Origin of the sequence: Cellulomonas sp. A375-1, assembly GCF_001040865.1 — a bacterium.
Classification (GTDB): Bacteria; Actinomycetota; Actinomycetes; order Actinomycetales; family Cellulomonadaceae; genus Cellulomonas; species Cellulomonas gelida.
The window spans coordinates 17,720-34,926 of record NZ_LFKW01000036.1 but is presented as its reverse complement, the minus strand read 5'-3'; the positions used below and the strand labels follow the sequence as shown (position 1 = coordinate 34,926).

General features: G+C 71.6%; 13 protein-coding genes. 8 read left to right on the top strand and 5 right to left on the bottom strand.

From position 1 onward, the window contains the following. The 4 genes from CWIS_RS18605 to CWIS_RS17425 form a co-directional block, all read left to right on the top strand. The coding region (locus CWIS_RS18605) for a hypothetical protein (RefSeq protein WP_048342003.1) at window positions 1-214 on the top strand (214 nt) is incomplete at its 5' end. Between the two features lie 76 nt (window positions 215-290). Further along, window positions 291-590, top strand: a complete 300-nt coding sequence (locus CWIS_RS03985; RefSeq protein ID WP_048341949.1) for a hypothetical protein — start codon at window positions 291-293, stop codon at window positions 588-590. A 67-nt stretch (window positions 591-657) separates the two neighbouring features. After that, window positions 658-990, top strand: coding sequence for a YnfA family protein (locus CWIS_RS03980; RefSeq protein WP_048341948.1), 333 nt, complete (start codon window positions 658-660; stop codon window positions 988-990). Between the two features lie 180 nt (window positions 991-1,170). After that, window positions 1,171-4,650, top strand: a complete 3,480-nt coding sequence (locus CWIS_RS17425; protein ID WP_082156197.1) for an EAL domain-containing protein — start codon at window positions 1,171-1,173, stop codon at window positions 4,648-4,650. A 40-nt stretch (window positions 4,651-4,690) separates the two neighbouring features. On the opposite strand, the gene CWIS_RS03970 is transcribed toward CWIS_RS17425, so the two are convergent. The 5 genes from CWIS_RS03970 to CWIS_RS03950 all read right to left on the bottom strand — a co-directional run bounded on the left by CWIS_RS03970 (window position 4,691) and on the right by CWIS_RS03950 (window position 12,144). Then, the gene (locus tag CWIS_RS03970; protein WP_048341947.1) at window positions 4,691-5,683 is read right to left on the bottom strand and encodes a hypothetical protein; all 993 of its coding nucleotides are present in this window, start codon (window positions 5,681-5,683) and stop codon (window positions 4,691-4,693) included. Window positions 5,684-5,823: 140 nt separating this feature from the next. Further along, on the bottom strand, window positions 5,824-7,308 hold the full coding sequence (locus tag CWIS_RS03965) for an endo-1,4-beta-xylanase (protein ID WP_048341946.1): 1,485 nt from the start codon (window positions 7,306-7,308) through the stop codon (window positions 5,824-5,826). 112 nt (window positions 7,309-7,420) lie between these two features. Continuing rightward, entirely contained in the window at window positions 7,421-9,562 is a 2,142-nt protein-coding gene (locus CWIS_RS03960; protein WP_082156196.1) for a family 43 glycosylhydrolase, read from the bottom strand. Between the two features lie 111 nt (window positions 9,563-9,673). Next, window positions 9,674-10,993 carry a hypothetical protein gene (locus tag CWIS_RS03955; RefSeq protein WP_156186533.1) on the bottom strand — a complete coding sequence of 440 codons (1,320 nt, stop codon included), beginning with the start codon at window positions 10,991-10,993 and terminating at the stop codon, window positions 9,674-9,676. Further along, complete coding sequence (locus CWIS_RS03950) at window positions 10,993-12,144, bottom strand: ThiF family adenylyltransferase (protein ID WP_048341944.1); 1,152 nt, start codon at window positions 12,142-12,144, stop codon at window positions 10,993-10,995. The genes CWIS_RS03955 and CWIS_RS03950 overlap by 1 nt, the downstream gene beginning before the upstream one ends. Window positions 12,145-12,523: 379 nt before the next feature. Between CWIS_RS03950 and CWIS_RS03945 the strand changes: the two genes are divergently transcribed. From CWIS_RS03945 to CWIS_RS03930, 4 genes are all read left to right on the top strand, one after another. Beyond that, complete coding sequence (locus CWIS_RS03945; RefSeq protein WP_048341943.1) at window positions 12,524-13,561, top strand: LacI family DNA-binding transcriptional regulator; 1,038 nt, start codon at window positions 12,524-12,526, stop codon at window positions 13,559-13,561. A 258-nt stretch (window positions 13,562-13,819) separates the two neighbouring features. Then, on the top strand, window positions 13,820-15,118 hold the full coding sequence (locus CWIS_RS03940) for an ABC transporter substrate-binding protein (RefSeq protein WP_048341942.1): 1,299 nt from the start codon (window positions 13,820-13,822) through the stop codon (window positions 15,116-15,118). 15 nt (window positions 15,119-15,133) lie between these two features. Then, on the top strand, window positions 15,134-16,150 hold the full coding sequence (locus CWIS_RS03935) for a carbohydrate ABC transporter permease (RefSeq protein ID WP_048341941.1): 1,017 nt from the start codon (window positions 15,134-15,136) through the stop codon (window positions 16,148-16,150). After that, window positions 16,150-17,040, top strand: a complete 891-nt coding sequence (locus CWIS_RS03930) for a carbohydrate ABC transporter permease (protein WP_048341940.1) — start codon at window positions 16,150-16,152, stop codon at window positions 17,038-17,040. Before CWIS_RS03935 ends, CWIS_RS03930 begins: the two co-directional genes overlap by 1 nt. Window positions 17,041-17,207 lie beyond the last annotated feature (167 nt).

The window sequence follows — 17,207 nt, the reverse complement described above, 5'->3', positions numbered from 1 at the left end:
GCGCCGCGAGCCGATCGCCGGCGGCGTGGCCCTCGAGTTCGTGGCCGCGCCCGAGCTGGTCGCCGAGGTCGCCCGGCTGGCTGCCGCCGAGCAGGACTGCTGCACGTTCTTCGACTTCACCGTCCGGCTCACCACGGGGCAGATCCGCCTCGAGGTGCGCGCACCCGACCACGCCGCCGACGTCGTCGCCGCGATGTTCGGCACCGCGGCCTGAACCCGCACGAGCCTCGGCCGCACCGCACTCGGTTCCGGCCGCGATCCCCTCTGCCCGCACACCCCTGGGAGACGCCATGAACGCCTCGACCACCCCCGACCACGCGACGAGCGCGAACGCCACGACGAAGAAGGGGGTACTGGCTGGGTTCGGCCTCGCGCTGGTGTGTGCCGTGGCCTGCTCCGTGCCGCTGATCGCCGCGGGCGGCGTCGCGGCGGGGGTCGGGGCGTTCTTCACGGGTGGGGTGGCGCTCGCGCTGGGCGTGGTCGCACTCGTCGCCGTCGTGGTCGGTGCTGCCCTGTGGCTGCGAGGCCGTCGGGCTGCCGCGGCGACGACCGAGCCGGAGAGCACGTGCGGGTGCGGCGGCGCGTGCTGAGCGCGACCACTCGACGACCTCGCACGGCCTGCCGCGAGCGGGAGCCGAGGCACGAGAGACTGCGCGCATGACCGTGCTGCGCTCGCTCCTGCTGTTCGCCGTCGCGGCCGTCGCCGAGATCGGCGGTGCGTGGCTGATCTGGCAGGGCGTGCGCGAGCACCGCGGGGTCCTGTGGATCGGTGCCGGAGTGGTCGCCCTCGGCGCCTACGGCTTCGTCGCGACGTTGCAGCCGGACGCACACTTCGGGCGGATCCTGGCGGCGTACGGCGGGATCTTCGTGGCCGGCTCGCTCGCGTGGGGCATGGCCGTCGACAAGTTCCAGCCCGACCGTTGGGACGTCGTCGGCGCGGCCATCTGCCTGCTCGGCGTCGCCGTCATCATGTACGCCCCACGCACCTGACCCCGAGCCGCCCCATGAGGTCGCGGTGACGCCGCCCAGGTTCGCCCGGAAGGCACCCGATCTGGCTGAATCCGCGCTTCCGACGAGGATGGGTGATACGTATCGGTAGCCGGTACGCAAGCGCACACGCGGTACGTCGAAACTCTCAGGTGAGCGCCTGATCCTGTCGATTGCTGGACCATGAGCGGAGCGAGCAGAGACGACCAGCGGCGCGATGACGTCGCGGGTGCCGCTCGCCCGCCCGTGATCGGGTACCTCGCCCCGAACGTGCACGGGTACTTCTACGGAAGCATCCTCGACGGCGTGATGGACACCGCGGCCGCGCACGGCGCCAGGGTCCTGGCGATCCAGGCCCGCGAGGCGGGGTTCTTCAAGGCGATCTCGGACGAGCAGTTCACGGCCCAGGTCGCCTGGGACCATCTCGACGCGCTCGTCGTGGTGGTGACACCGGCCGACGACTCGTACCTGCACGAGTTCGCCGCCACGGGCAAGCCGCTGGTCACCATGTACGCCGCGCCGTCGGGACTGGCCTGTCCCACCGTCGTCCCGGACAACGTCCAGGGCGTCTCGGCGGCCGTGGACCACCTCATCGGCCACGGGCACTCGGACATCGTCTTCGCGGGCCGGGAGCCCGCCAACGCAGACGACGCGATCCGGTACGACGCGTACCGCGGGGCGATGGAGGCCAACGGCCTGGTTCCGACCGACCCGATCATGGTGCCCTGGACCGGTGAGGAGAGGCACGACGGCTCGGCCGCCGCGCGACGCCTCAGGGAGCTGGACCGGATGCCCACCGCCGTGGTCGCGTGCACCGACGCGACGGCGATGGCGGTGGTCAAGGCGCTCACCGAGGACGGCCTCGTCGTGCCGGACGACGTCGCGGTGGTCGGCTTCGACGACATCGCCGCGGCCGCCGAGCACCACCCGCCGCTGTCCACCGTGGCACAGAGCTTCAGCCTCGCGGGCGTGACCGCCTGTGGGTTGGCCCTGCGCGCCCTGAGCGGGGAGCACATCGAGCCCGGCCAGCACTGCATCCCGGTCAAGCTGGTCGTGCGCGAGTCCTGCGGCTGCCAGGCGACCGTGGCCGAGACGGTGCCCGGCCGGGCGGCCCTGGACGAGGTGAGCCAGCCGTTCGTCGACCGGCTCGGTGACGCGCTGTACGGCGACGAGGAGCTGCCGTCGCCGCAGCACCTCGGGCTCCAGCTTGCGGTGCAGCGCCTGGTCACGCTGTTCGTCGAGACCCTGCGGGCGACGGACTCCGAGCCGGGCGCCCTGCTCGAGCTCGACAAGGCGGACAAGGCCGCCGCGGACGCCCTGCGCCGCGCGGTCTCTCGGTCGCGGTACCCCTTGAGCGCACTGCTCGTGGTGCGTCAGCTCGCGGAGGCCGTGGTCGACCACCTCGCCCCGGGGGACACGCTCGCCGGGGCAGCCGTGCAGGAGCGTGCCGTGGACGTCGCGACGCGCGCGCTGCAACGCCACCTCGAGCACGACAGCGCAGTCGTGCTCAACCAGCACGTCGACATCCAGCGTCGCCACTACCGGATCAGCACCGAGCTGGTGCGACGCAAGGGCCGCAACGCCAGGTCGTTGACGTGGCTGGCCGACACCGGCGTCCGCACGGCCAGCCTCGCGCTGTGGAACGACCTGGGAGAGCTGCGGCTCGTGGGCGTCTACCCCGGCGACGCGACCGGCACCGGGCTCGACGAGCCGTGCGACGTGCGGGCCTTTCCCCCGGCAGCCCCGGAGCAGCCCGGCGGGACCGAGCACGACGAGCTGACGTTCGTCGTGCCGGTGACCTTCGACGGCAACGACCACGGCTTCCTGGCGCTGACCGGCGAGTTCGACGTGATGGAGGAGGCGGTCTTCGAGCGGGTCAACCACTGGGCGGTGCTGCTCTCGGTGGCCCTCGAGCAGGACCGGTCGCTGGAGCGGCTGCGCGTCAGCGAGGAGCGGTACGCCCTCGCGGCCGAGGCCGCCAACGACGGCATGTGGGACTGGGACCTGGTGACCGGCGCCGCGTACTACTCGGCGCGCTGGAAGGCGCTGCTCGGCTACCGCGACGACGAGCTCGACGCCACGTCCCAGGAGTGGCTGACGCGCATCCACCCGGCCGACCGTGCCGCCTTCGACAAGGCGCTGGCGGACCACCTGTCCGGACTCGAGCCGTCGCTGGAGGTCGAGTACCGGCTGCGCACCGCGGACGGCAGCCACCGCTGGATGATCACCAACGCGTTGTCGGTGCGCGGCACTGACGGTCACGCCATCCGGCTGGTCGGCTCGATGACCGACGTCACCGAGCGCAAGGAGCTCGAGGACCGCCTGCGCAACGACGCCCACTACGACCCGCTGACCGGACTGCCGAACCGCGCACTGTTCCTGGAGCGGCTCGACCAGACGATCCTGCGCACCCGGCGCAACCCCGACTCCACCTTCGCGGTCGTCTTCCTCGACCTGGACGGCTTCAAGGTGGTCAACGACAGCCTCGGCCACCAGGTCGGCGACGAGCTCCTGGTCGAGGTCGCCACCCGTCTCTCCGCCGGGCTGCGGCCCGGCGACACCGTCTCCCGGTTCGGCGGCGACGAGTTCGTCCTGCTCCTGGACGACGTGCGCGACATCTCCGGCCTGCCCGAGGTCGTCCGGCGCCTGCTCACCGTGATGTCCGTGCCCGTGGTCCTCACCGAGGGCACGCGCGCGGTCAGCGCCGCCGCTGGCATCGCCGTGTCCGCGAGCGGCTACACCTCGGCCGACGAGTACCTGCGCGACGCCGACACCGCCATGTACCGCGCCAAGGCGCAGGGGCCTGGGTCGGTCGTCATGTTCGACGGCGCGATGCACGCGCGCGCGATGGCCCGCCTCCAGCTCGAGTCCGCGCTCGACCAGGGCATCGCGCTCGAGCAGTTCGAGCTGTACTACCAGCCGATCGTGCGGCTGGACACGCGTCGGATCGTCGCGCTGGAGGCCTTGATCCGCTGGAACCACCCCGAGCGCGGGCTGGTCCCGCCCAACGACTTCCTGCCCGTCGCGGAGGCCACCGGCCAGACCCGTCAGATCGGGCAGTGGACCATCACCCAGGCATGCCGCCAGATCGCCGAGTGGCGCGGGACCGTCCCCGGCTTCGACGGCATCACCGTGAGCGTGAACCTGTCCAACCGCCAGTTCTGGGACCCCGAGCTGCTGCCCACGCTGCGCGCCGTCATCAACCGCTACGACGTGCCCGCCACCTCGATGATCTTCGAGGTCACCGAGGGCGTCATCATGCACAACCAGGACGTCGCGGTCAGCTTCCTGCGTCAGCTGCGCGACGAGGGCATCGAGTTCCAGATCGACGACTTCGGCACCGGGCACTCGTCGCTGTCCGCCCTGCACGAGCTCCCCGTCGCGGCTCTGAAGATCGACCGCTCCTTCATCCAGCGCATGCAGGCGAGCGCGCGCAGCCGCGAGCTGGTCGGGCTCATGATCACGATGGGCGCGCGCTTCGGCCTGACCGTCATCGCCGAGGGCGTGGAGACGGAGGACGAGGCCGCCGCCCTCGCCGAGCTCGGCTGCCCGTTCGTCCAGGGCTTCCTGTTCTCCCGCCCGGTCCCCGCAGCCGAAGCCACCCACCTGCTGCTCGCCCAGGCCGCCGACGCCGTCCCTGCTCCGGTGTGGGTCGAGGCCTGACCTGACCCGACAGCGCGTGGTGCGCGCCACGCCACGACGGTCAGTGGCGGAGGCGGGTCGTGAGCCAGTCCAGCGCCGCGTCGCGGTACCACGCCTGGTGCACCCGGAGCCACGGCGACGTCTCCACCGGCGGGCGGCCGGCAGCATCGACGAAGTACCCGGCCAGCGCGACGAGGAACGCGTCGATCGAGGCGCGTGGGACGTCTCGGGTCAGGGAGTGCGTCGCGAGGATGCGCTCGGCGTCGAGTCCGTCGCCGTGCACGCTCACGAGCAGTCCGACGAGGTCCACCCAGGGCGCGGCCAGCTGGATCCAGTTCCAGTCGCACACCAGCACCCGGCCGTCCGTGGCGAGCAGCACGTTGTCGTCGCGCAGGTCGAAGTGCACCGCCGTGGTCCCGGATGCGGCCTGCGCCCACGCTCCCTCCCTGACCGCGAGCTCCGCGACGCGCGCCCGCCACGGGCCCGGGACGAGCGCGAGGTCGACCTCGCCGGACGCGCACCGACGCCAGAAGTGCAGGTCGCCGTCGAGGTCGGCGGTCGTGCCGAGCGGGAGCAGGGCGTCGGGCGCAGGTGTCAGCGCCTCGGCGAGACCCTCGAGGGCGGCGAGCACCGCGGCCAGCTCGTCGGGCTGCCACGGACGCTGCGGCGTCGCGCCCTCGACGTCCTCGAACCCCAGGACGACCCAGTCGCCGGCCTCGACGCTCCAGAGCAGCCGTGGCGCCGCGACGGTCTCGGGCAGCAGGGCGACGACCCGCGCCTCGTGCCGGTACGCCGGGTGGGCGTGCTCGCCGCGCGACGCCGTCGCGGCCTTGACGAAGACGCGCGTGTGGTCGGCCAGCTCGAGGCGGCTCGCGAACCCCTCGGTGAACCCGCCGTCCTGCGAGTGGGCGTGCAGCACGGCCGCCCCGGCGTGCGACTCGACCGCCGCGCGCACGGCGTCGGGCAGCTCGTGCCACGCGGGCCGCAGGGCGGTCCTGCGGTGGGGCGCGAGGCGCTGGGCGCGCTGGGCGTCGGTTCTCGCGTCGTCGTGCATCCCGGGACGCTAGCGGGCCGTGACCCGGCCAGTCGCTCGAATACCCGTCGGGCGCTCTGCGGACCGGGGGCGGGGTGACGAGCCGAGGGCCGGCCCGGTCGCGCAGACCGGGCCGGCCCTCGTCGTTCCCTCTCGACCGGTCAGCCGACCTTGACCAGCTGCCACTGCTGGTTGGCGCCGTTCCAGCTGCTGTACTGGACGATGTTCGCGCCGTCCGCCGTCGAGGCGCCCTGCACCTCGAGGGCCTTGCCGCTCAGGCGGCTGATGAGCGTGGCGTACCCGCCGGAGACGGTCGCCCGCCACTGCTGGTTGGTGCCGTTGTTGTCGCTCCACTGCACGATCGCCGCACCGTCAGCGGTGGACTTCGCGTACACGTCGAGGTTCTTGCCCGACAGGCGCGAGCGGATCTCGTAGTACCCGTCACCGGTGCTCACGAACTGCCACTGCTGCTGGCTGCCGTTGTTGCGGGACCACTGCGTGATCCGGGCGCCGTCGTTGGTCGCCAGGTTGTAGACGTCGAGCGCCTTGCCGCTGTTGCGGTTGAGCAGGACGTACCAGGCGCTCGTGTCGATCGAACCGTCACCGCCGCCGCCGTTGTTGCTGCCGGCGTTGAGCGCGTTGAGCACCGAGGTGTAGGCGGCCTTCTTGTTGCCCGACGCGTCGAAGAGCAGCGGGTTGGCCCCGGTGCGCCACGAGTCGCTGTCCCGCACGCCCCACACGGTGATGCCGTTGCACCGCGCGACCGCGAGGCAGGCGTTGGTCACCGCGGCGTACATGTTCGCCTGGTTGCCGCCCTGCTCGATGTCGAGCTCGGTGATCTGCACGTCGACGCCCAGGTCGGCGAACCGTTGCAGGTTCGCCTGGTAGTCGCCCGGCAGGCCCGTGCCGAGGTGCGACTGGAACCCGACGCAGTCGATGGGCACGCCGCGCGACTTGAAGTCGCGGACCATGTTGTAGACGCCCGTCGACTTCGCGTTGATGCCGTCGGTGTTGTAATCGTTGTAGCAGAGCTTGGCGCCGGGGTCGGCGGCGCGAGCGGCGCGGAACGCCGCCTCGATCCAGTCGTTGCCCGTGCGCTGCAGGCTCGAGTCACGGCGGCTGCCGCGACCGTCGTCGGCGAACGCCTCGTTGACGACGTCCCACGAGTGGATCTTGCCGCGGTAGTACGTCGCGACCTTGGTGACGTGGTTGATCGCGGCGTTGCGCAGCGCGCTGCCGGACAGGTTCTGCGCCCATCCGGGCATCTGCGCGTGCCACAGCAGTGCGTGACCGCGGACCTGCTTGCCGTTGTTGCGCGCCCAGTTGGCGATCTGGTCCCCGCGGCTGTAGTTGAAGGAGTTCTGCGACGGCTCCGTCGCGTCCCACTTCATCTCGTTCTCCGCGGTGATCATGTTGAACTCGCGGTTGGCGATCGACGAGTACGTCGAGTCGCTCAGCCGGCCGGCGGCGATCGCGGTGCCGAAGTACCGACCTTTCTCCGCCGCGGACGCCCCGAGCGTCGAGGCGGCCTGCGCGGGGTTCGCCAGGGCGACGGCCATGGTCACCACCAGCCCGGTGGTGGCGAGGAGTGCGCTCGCCTGTCGTCGCCATCCGGGGCGGCGCAGGTGTGCGGGCGTCGTGCGCATGATGTCTCGCTCTCTTCTCGGTGGCCTCGCGTCGGTCGCGGGGTCGGCGGTTCGTCGCACGACGAAGCAGCCCTCGTCGTGCGGCGACGGTGGATCAGTCAGGACGCCCGGGTCAGGGCGTCGTGAGGTCGAAGCTGCGGACCGTGACGGCTCCGCCGAGCGCCTGCGTGGCGTAGTTGAAGATCCCGAAGCGGTAGCCCATGAAGAACTCCCACTGGTTGTTCAGGGTGAACGCGGGACCGAGCGGTACGAACGTGGTGCCGTCGGTGCTGTAGGAGAACGTCGCGGTCCGGCCCGAGCCCGGGCGGATGTCGGCGGTCGTCCGCAACCAGATCCGGCCGCCGGACACGTTCGCCGACGCACGCTCGACCCCGGTCCCGGTGGTCGCCCACGAGCTGTTCATCGTCAGCCCGTCGGTCATGACGACGCGCGTCGAGCCGCCTGACTTGACCACGCCGATCCACGCCGACGACTGCCGCAGCATCGCCAGGCCCGACCGGTCGCCGTTGGCCATGCCCGAGTAGTCGAGCTCGACCGTCGCCGTCGACGACGGGCCCTGGATGCGGTGGGTCAGGGTGTTGCGCGCGTTGTAGAGGTCGTTGGTGACGGTCGCGGTCTGCAGCCGCAGGCCGTTGCCGACGCTGAACCGGCTGGTGTCCGGGTTGTGGTTCCACTCCCAGCGGTGGCCCAGGGTCGGGCCGACGAAGGTGTCGCGGCCGATCATCGGGGCGACCGTCTTGCTCGTCGTGATGTTCGGGCGGTTGTACGTGGTGCCCCAGCGCCCGTTGACCGTCTGCAGCGTGGGCCACCCGTCGCCGGTCCAGGTGATCGGTGCGAGCGTGGGCACCCGCCCACCCGGGAAGGCGTCGGTGAAGGCCATGTACCACCAGTCGCCGGCCTGCGTCTGGACGAGGCCGCCCTGGTGCGGGACGCCGCCGCCCGAGATCGGGCCGGGCAGGTCGAGCAGCACCTGGCGCATCTCGTACGGGCCGAACGGCGAGCTCGAGCGCAGCACGTACTGGCCGTTCGCGGGACGCGTCAGCCAGATGTAGTAGTAGCCGTTGCGCTTGTAGAACCGGGCGCCCTCGAGCGTGCCGACGTTCGACGGCGTCTGGAACACCTGCTGGGCACGCACCTGCCCGGTGCCGTCCGCGTTGAGCTGCGCGACGCTGATCGTCCCGTTGCCGTACGCCACGTACATCGTGTCGTTGTCGTCGACCAGCAGGCCCGCGTCGTAGTAGCAGCTGTTGATCCGGGCCTTCTTCGACCACGTGCCGTCGACCGCGGTGGCCGTGTACACGTAGGTGCGGTTGAACTCGGTGCAGCCCAGCCAGTAGTAGGTGGAGTTGCTCTTGCGGTAGCCGAGCGTCGACGCCCAGATGCCCTTGACGTACTTGCGGCCGCCGGACAGGTCGTACCCGCTGTCGTCGAAGTCGAGACGCGGCACCGAGTGCCCGGCGTACTCCCAGTTCACGAGGTCGTACGAGCGCAGGATCGGGGCGCCGGGGGAGTAGTGCATGGTCGACGCCGAGTAGTAGTAGGCGTCGCCGACGCGGATGATGTCGCCGTCGGCGAAGTCCTGCCAGACCACCGGGTTGGTGAACGTGCCCGTGGGACCCGGCGGGGTCGTGGGCGTGGGCGTAGGCGTCGGTGTGCCGCCGAGCCGGACCAGCTGCCACTGCTGGTTGGCCCCGTTCCAGTCGGAGTACTGCACGACGTTGGCGCCGTCCGCAGTGGACGCGTTCTGGATCTCGACGGCCTTGCCGCTGTTGCGGCTGATCAGCTGGATGTAGCCGTCGACGTCCTGGATGCTGAACTGCTGGTTCGTCGCGTTGGTGTCGGTCCACTGGATGAGCGCGGCGCCGTCGGCGGTCGACCGGTTCGCCACGTCCAGCACCTTGCCCGAGACCCGCGACTTCAGCCGGTAGAAGCCGTTCCCGGAGTCGAGGAACTGCCACTGCTGCTGCGCACCGTCGTTGCGGGACCACTGGGTGATCCGGGCGCCGTCGTTGGTGGCGAGGTTGTAGACGTCCAGGGCCTTGCCGCTGTTGCGGTTGACGAGCACGTACGACGCCGAGGTGTCGATGGTCGCGGCGGTCGCGGTGGGTGCCCCGCCGACCGCGACGAGGCCGGCGAGCGCGACGGCGAGCACGACGAGGAAGGCCTGTCGGCGTCGGCGCCGACGAGGTCCGTGCGGCTGCTTCGTCGGGAGCTGTGCGGGCGGTGGTGCGGTGTCGACGTCGTCGTCGCGCATGGTCGTCTCCTGTGCGGTGTGAGACTCACGGGCTCCGCGTGTGATCGCTAACACGGGCGGATGTCGCCACTGTGGCACGCACCGAGACAGACCCGACCAGCGGCCAAACGATTAGTGCGACGGACCGACGCGGAGCGCCGCCGAGGACGCGGGGGGCCGCCGGGCCGCTCGCCGACGGTCGACGACCTCGCGGAGGGCCACGACTGCGGTGAGCGCGCGCGGTGACAGCAGCAGGACGCCGAGGACGAGCGCCTCGTAGAACGCCCAGGTCGCGGGCCCGGCAGTGATCAGCGCGTCGCGCATCCAGCTCAGCAGGTGCCAGGTCGAGGGCACGAACAGCACGACGAAGAACCACGCGGCGACGGCCATCCCCGCGACGTGCACGTACCGGTACCAGCGCGCGACCGCGAGGTCCCGCGGCGGGCTCGCGGCCAGGGCGACGCGCTCGTCGGGCGTGAGCCGACGCACCGTGCGCCGCAGCAGCAGGCGCGTGGTCCGCTGCAGGTGCGTGCAGCCGAGCACCGCCGTCATGACGGCGTACACGTCGCTGCGCAGGAACACGAAGAACTGCACGACGATCGCGGAGACCTCGACGAGCGCGAGCGCGGCGAGCAGTGCGTCCGGTCCGACGCCGGCGACGCGCAGCGCGAGGACGACCGCCAGGACGACCGCGTCGAACGCCATGCCCGCGACCAGCGGCCCGACCCGCCGACGCGGCGGCAGCGCCCACAGGCCCGTCAGGTTCGTCTCGAAGGTCAGGAAGTACAGCCGCCGCGTGATCCGCAGCCGCGCCGGGACGCCCAGCGCCGCGGCCGCCATGACGTGCGCGAGCTCGTGCAGCCCGGCGAGCACGTATGTCAGGACCGTGAGCGCGGCGAGACTGCGCGCCGGGGTGCCCAGGAAGAAGACGTCGAGCGCGTCGGGGCGCACGTCGGGCACGACGACGAGCATCGCCACGACCGCGGCCGCGCACAGACCCGCGAACGCGGCGCCCCAGCGTGAGAACAACCAGCGGGCGCGGGCGCGCGGCGCGACGACGAGGCCCCGCGTGGTCGGCGCGGGCGACGCACCGGCGCCCGCGCGCTCGTCGTCCACCTCGGCGACGAAGCCGAGCCGCACGAGGCTGCGCGCGAACGCCAGCACGTCGACGGGCTCGGTCGAGCCCGCGGGCGTCACGGCGGCCTCGACCGCCTCGACCGTCAGCCCGGCCTCCAGGAGGTCCAGAGCCTGGGCGCCTACGGCGGGGATCGCCACGAACCGCCCGGTGTCGGCGCGTCCGACGACGACGCGGTCGCCCTGCGTCGTGCGCGTGAGCGGGTGCAGTCGCAGGACGGAGCCGGCCCGGACGTGCGGTGCTGGAGTGGGCTCTGCTGGGGTGGGCGCTGCCGGGGTGGGCGGCGCGGCGCTCGCGCCCGCGTCGAGCGTGGTCATCAGGCGGCGGCGGTGCGCGCCGCGCGTCCGGCGCGGGTCCCGCGGGCCGGGGCCGTCGCGCAGACCGGGCAGTCCGGGTCGGCGGGCCACGCGTCGGTCGTCGTGCGGCCGTCGCTCGCGAAGTCGACGAGCTGGTAGCGACCGAGGGACACCGGCGCGGTCAGCCCGGTGAGGAACCGCATCGCCTCGAGCGACACGAGCCCGCCGAGCACGCTCGTCACCGGCCCGATCGCCCGGTTCACACGCGCCTGCTCGAGCACCCGCGGCCGGTCGACGACCTCGCGGTCGATGCCCGTGGCCAGGCGCTCGCGGTGCCGCTCGAGGCACTCGCGGCACGCGCTGCGGCCCGGGTCCACGGACCAGTACAGCCCTTGCGTGTACGCCAGGCCGCCGCGGATGAACGGCACCCCGGCGGCGACGCACGCCTCGTTGACCCAGCGGTCGACCTCGTCGGGCTCGTCGATCGCCGAGACCACGAGGTCCGGCAGCGTGCTCAGCGCGGAGCCCCGCAGCAGCGCGGTGACGTCGTCGGGCGACTCGACCCGACGCGCGAACGCCTCGACGCGCAACGTCGGGTCGAAGGCGGTGAGCCACTGCGCGACCCGCTCGGCCTTGGGCTGGCCGAGCTCGGCCTCGGTGTAGGTGAACTGCCGCGCGAAGTTGCGCAGCTCGACCCGGTCCTGGTCGACCACGGTCACCGCGCCCACCCCGAGCCCGGCGAGGTTCATCAGCACCGCCGACCCGAGCCCGCCGGCGCCGAGCACGAGCACGTGCGCGTCGCGCAGGCGAGCCTGCGGCTGCTCGCGCGGGACGTTCAGGGTGGTGAACGCGTCGAAGAACGCGAGGTTGCTGAAGTAGCGCTCGCGGTCGTGCGTGTCGAACGTCTGCGGCGCGGCGGCGTCCTCCAGCCAGCCGAGGTGGTCCAGCTGGGCGAGCACGGCGGCGACGTCCGCCTCGGTCAGGCCGGGCGCGCGGCCGCGCAGCGCGGATGCGAGCTGCGCGGCGTCGCGGGTGCCGTCCTGCAGCAGCCTGAGCAGGGCGAGCACCTGGCCGTCCGGGTCCGCGACCCGCGTGCGGACCTTGGGGTCGAGGCTCACGATCAGCTCGCCGTCGCCGGCGAGGCAGTTGAGCGACTTGAGTCGGGGCAGCATGGTCGGTCCTTGAGCGAGGCGAGCGGGGTCGGACGAGAGGAGCCGGCCCGGTCGTGGTGACCGGGCCGGCTCCGTGCGGCTCAGGCGCCGCCGGCCTCAGGGTCGAGGTGGATCCGCGTCGCGGTGATCTCCTCGACGTCCATGATCTCGATCGTCATCTTCCTTGCACCCCCCTGCTATCTCGCCGTCCTGCGTCGCTCTCGCGGCGACAACGGGGAGGAGGACCGGGGACGGCCCGGGCAGATACGGCGACGCGACGGTCTTCACCCTGCGCGGCGGGTCGGGGGGCGGCGGACGACGCTCGTCGTGTCCGATAGATTGCCGCTGCCCGCCCGCTCCCATCGGGCGTGCGCGAGCCTGGTGCGACGACGCGAAGGGGATGGTTGTGCCGACGATGGCCGACGTCGCGCGGCGTGCCGGCGTGTCCGCGAAGACCGTCTCGAACGTGCTGAGCGGCTACCCCTACGTGCGCGAGTCGACGCGCGAGCGCGTGCTGGCGGCCGTGAACGACCTGGGCTACGAGATCAACGTGACGGCGCGCATCCTGCGGTCGGGGCGCAGCGGGCTGATCGGGCTCGCGGTCCCGGAGCTCGGCCAGCCGTACTTCGGCGAGCTCGCCGACGAGGTGCTCGCGGCCGCTCGTCGTCGCGGCGTGCACGTGCTGATCGAGCCGACCGGCTTCACGCGCGAGGGCGAGCTCGAGGCGCTGCGTGAGCCGCGTCGGCGCCTGGTCGACGGTCTGGTGTTCAGCCCGGCGGCGCTCGACCAGAGCGACGCCCACCTGCTCGAGAAGCTCGACTACCCGCTGGTCCTGCTCGGCGAGCAGGTCTTCTCGACGCACGTCGACCACGTGACGATGCACAACGTCGAGGGCGCGCGGGCCGCCACGGACCTGCTGCTCGACGTGGGCCGGCGCCGGATCGCGGCGATCGGCATGCTCCACGCACCGACGGCCGGTTCCGCGTCGCTGCGGTTCCAGGGGTATCGCGAGGCGCTCGAGGACCGCGGGCTCGCGGTCGACGACCGGCTCCTGGGCTGGGCCGACGACGGCTGGCACCGCGCGAACGGCGCGCGCGCGATGGCCGCGGTGCTCGACGCCGGCGTCGAGGTCGACGGCGTGGTCGCGTTCAACGACGCGCTCGCGCTCGGCGCGATGTACGAGCTCGGGGTCCGGGGCCTGTCGATCCCGCGGGACGTGGCGGTCGTCGGGTTCGACGACGTCGAGGACGCCCGGTACTCCGCCCCGGCGCTGACCACGGTGGACCCCGGTCGTCGTGAGATCGCCGAGGTCGCGGTGGACCTCCTGCTGCGCCGCCTCGACGAGGTCGCGTCCCCTGACCTGCCGCGACGCCCGCCCGTGCTGCACGTCGCCGACCTGAGGCTCGTCGAGCGGGAGAGCACGCCGCGCCGCGACTGAGGTGCGCGGCCCCGGGGGCGCGCGCGGGCAGGCGTGCTCCGTTCCAGGAACGTGCGCAGACCGTGACAGAACGGTGATCCCAGACGATTGACACCACCGCCCGGGGTTGCCACGGTGTTCACGGACGCGTTCTCCAACGGTGAAGAAGGCGGTTCTGAACCGTGGTGGACGAGTGCGACAGAACAGCGCGCGGGTCCGCGCATCGTCGCCTCGTCGGCGCGGCTGCATCACTCAACGAGGAGTACGGAGGCAGCTCGGATGAAGATGAGGGCGATGCTCGCGGCAAGCACCGCGATGCTCCTGTGTGCCACGGGTCTCGCAGCCTGTAGCAGCGACGACGGCGGCGGCGACGGCGAGACCGGCGGGAAGGTCTCGATGACCTTCTGGCACAACGCGTCGACGGGTCCCGGCAAGGCGTTCTGGGACGACACGGTCGCGTCGTTCATGAAGGACAACCCCGACGTCACCATCAAGGTCCAGTCGATCCAGAACGAGGACCTCGACGGCAAGCTCCAGACGGCACTCAACTCGGGTGACGCGCCGGACATCTTCCTGCAGCGCGGCGGCGGCAAGATGGCCGCGATGGTGCGGGCGAACCAGCTCCTCGACATCACGGACCTGGTCTCCGAGGACACCAAGAAGCTCATCCCCGAGGGCTCGTTCAAGGCGAACGAGCTCGAGGGCAAGACGTACGCGATGCCGATCGCGGTGCTCCCCGGCGGACTGTGGTACTCCAAGGACCTGTTCTCGCAGGCCGGGATCATGGCGACGCCGAAGACGATCGACGAGCTCAACGACGCGGTGACCAAGCTCAAGGGCACGGGCGTCGCCCCGATCGCGCTGGGCGCCAAGGACGCCTGGCCGGCCGCGCACTGGTACTACTTCTTCGCGCTGCGCGCGTGCAGCCCGCAGACGCTCGAGGACACGGCCGCGTCGATGAAGTTCGACGACCCGTGCTGGCTCGACGCCGCGGAGAACCTCGAGGCGTTCGCCGCTACCGAGCCGTTCAACCAGGGCTTCCTGACGACCTCCGCCCAGCAGGGTGCCGGCTCGTCGGCCGGTCTCGTCGCCAACCACAAGGCCGCGATGGAGCTCATGGGCGCGTGGGACCCGGGCGTCATCGGCTCGCTCACACCCGACGAGAAGCCGCTGCCGGACCTCGACTGGTTCGCGTTCCCCGAGGTCCCGGGCGGCAAGGGTGAGCCCGGCTCGATCCTCGGTGGTGTCGACGGCTACTCGTGCTCGGCCAAGGCGCCGAAGGAGGCGTGCGCCGCGTTCCTCAACTACATCGCGCGCACCGACGTGCAGGAGGCGTACTACCGCGCCTTCAACGCGCCGACGGTCAACACCGAGTCGCAGAAGGTCATCGAGGAGCCGTACCTGAAGAGCGTCCTCGAGGCCTACAACGCGGCGCCGTTCGTGTCGCAGTGGCTCGACACGGTCTACGGGCAGAACGTCGGCAACGCGCTGAACGTGGCGATCGTCGACCTGCTCGCCGGCAAGCGTGACGCCGCCGGCGTCGTCCAGGCCGTCAACGACGCTGCCGCCAAGTCGTAAGGGGCAGCAACGCAGATGTCGTCCACGCGAGCGAGCTCGCACCCCGCGAACGGCTCGCCCGTCGACCTGCCGGCCGGCGGGGACGGTACCCCTGTGGTGCCGCCCCCGCCGCGCCGCGGCAGGCGTCGCGTCGGCTGGGGCGAGCGGCTGGAGATCGCGATCCTGGCGGGACCGGCGCTCCTGGTCTTCCTGTCCTTCGTGATCTTCCCCGTGCTGATGGCCGCCTACTACGGCTTCTTCAGCTGGGAGGGCTACGGGCCGCCGACCGACTTCGTCGGCCTGAAGAACTACCAGACGATCCTGCAGGACCCGCTGTTCCACGACGCGGTGCGCCACAACGCGTTCATCGTCGTGTTCTCGCTGATCCTGCAGGGACCCGCGGCGGTCCTCATCGCGCTCCTGCTCAACCGCCGGATGCGCGGGCAGTCGGTGATCCGGGTCCTGATCTTCGTGCCGTACGTGATCTCCGAGGTCGTCGTCGGCACGGGGTGGAGCCTGATCCTGCAGAGCACCGGCGCGCTCAACGACCTGCTGGAGCGCATCGGCCTCGGAGGGCTCGCGAACGACTGGATCTCCGACCCGGACATCGCGATCTGGACCCTGATGGGGATCATCACCTGGAAGTACATCGGGTTCGCGGTGATCCTCTTCCTCGCGGGTCTGCAAGGGATCCCCCAGGAGCTCAACGAGGCGGCCGCGATCGACGGCGCGTCGTACTGGCAGGTGCAGCGCAGCATCACGCTGCCGCTGCTCGCCCCGACGCTGCGGATCTGGGCGTTCCTGTCGATCATCGGCGCGCTGCAGCTGTTCGACCTCGTCTACATCATCTGGGGGCAGTACGTCGCCTCCACCGCGGGCACCTCGACGATGGCGACGTACATGGTGTCCTTCGGCCGCAACGCCGGCAGCTACGGCTACGGCAACGCGGTCGCCGTGGTGCTGTTCCTGATCTCGCTCGTCGTCGCCCTCGTCTACCAGCGGTTCGTCCTGCGCCGGGACACCGAGGGTGCGATCACAGGAGGTGCGCGCTGATGGCCGTCCCGACCGTCGCAGTGCCGCCGGTGGTCCCCGACGAGGCGCCGCAGACCACTCGCAACCAGCGGGACCTGCGCTGGGGGAGCCCCGGCGTCTACGTGGTCGCGGTGCTCCTCATCCTCGTCATGCTCGCGCCCGTCGCGTACGTCGTCATCGGCGGCTTCCGGACGAACTCGCAGATCACCACGAACCCGTCCGGCTGGCCGGACCCGTGGCAGGCGGGCAACTACGTCGACGTCCTGACGGGCAGCGTGTTCTGGCGTCAGGTGCTCAACTCGGCCATCGCGGCGGGGGCGACCACGATCGGCGTCGTCGTGCTGGGGCTCATGGCGAGCTTCGCGATCGCGCGGTACCGGTTCGTCGGGCGGGGTGCGCTCTACGCGCTGTTCGCGGCCGGGCTGATGTTCCCCATGACGGTGGCCATCACGCCGCTGTACATCCTGGTCCGCACGCTCGGGCTCATGAACGACCTGTCAGGCGTGATCCTGCCGCAGATCGGGTTCGCGCTCCCGACGACCATCATCATCCTGGTCCCGTTCCTGCGGGCGATCCCCGCCGAGCTGCAGGAGGCGGCGGCGATCGACGGGTGCAGCCGGCTCGGCTTCTTCTGGCGCATGGTGCTGCCGCTCTCGCTGCCCGGCGTGATCACGGTGGGCATCCTGGCGTTCATCGGCAGCTGGAACAGCTACCTGCTGCCGCTGTTCATCCTCAACGACTCCGACTCGTTCACCCTGCCGCTGGGGGTGCAGGCGTTCGCGTCGGAGTACTCGGTCGACACCGCTAAGGTGCTCGCGTTCACCTCGCTCGCGATGCTGCCCGCGCTCGTCTTCTTCAGCCTGTTCGAGCGCCGCATCGTCGGCGGCCTGACGGGCGCGGTGAAGGGGTGAGTGGGCTGGTCGGACGCGGTGACGGGAGGCCGGGGAAGTCGTGACGGACGTGCTCGACGACGCGCGCGCATTCCGGGTGGAGGCGGCGCGGCACGCCCTGACGGTGCCGCGCGCCCTCCCGGATCTGCCCAGGGAGACGTTCCAGGTCATCGACGCGGGGGCGCAGG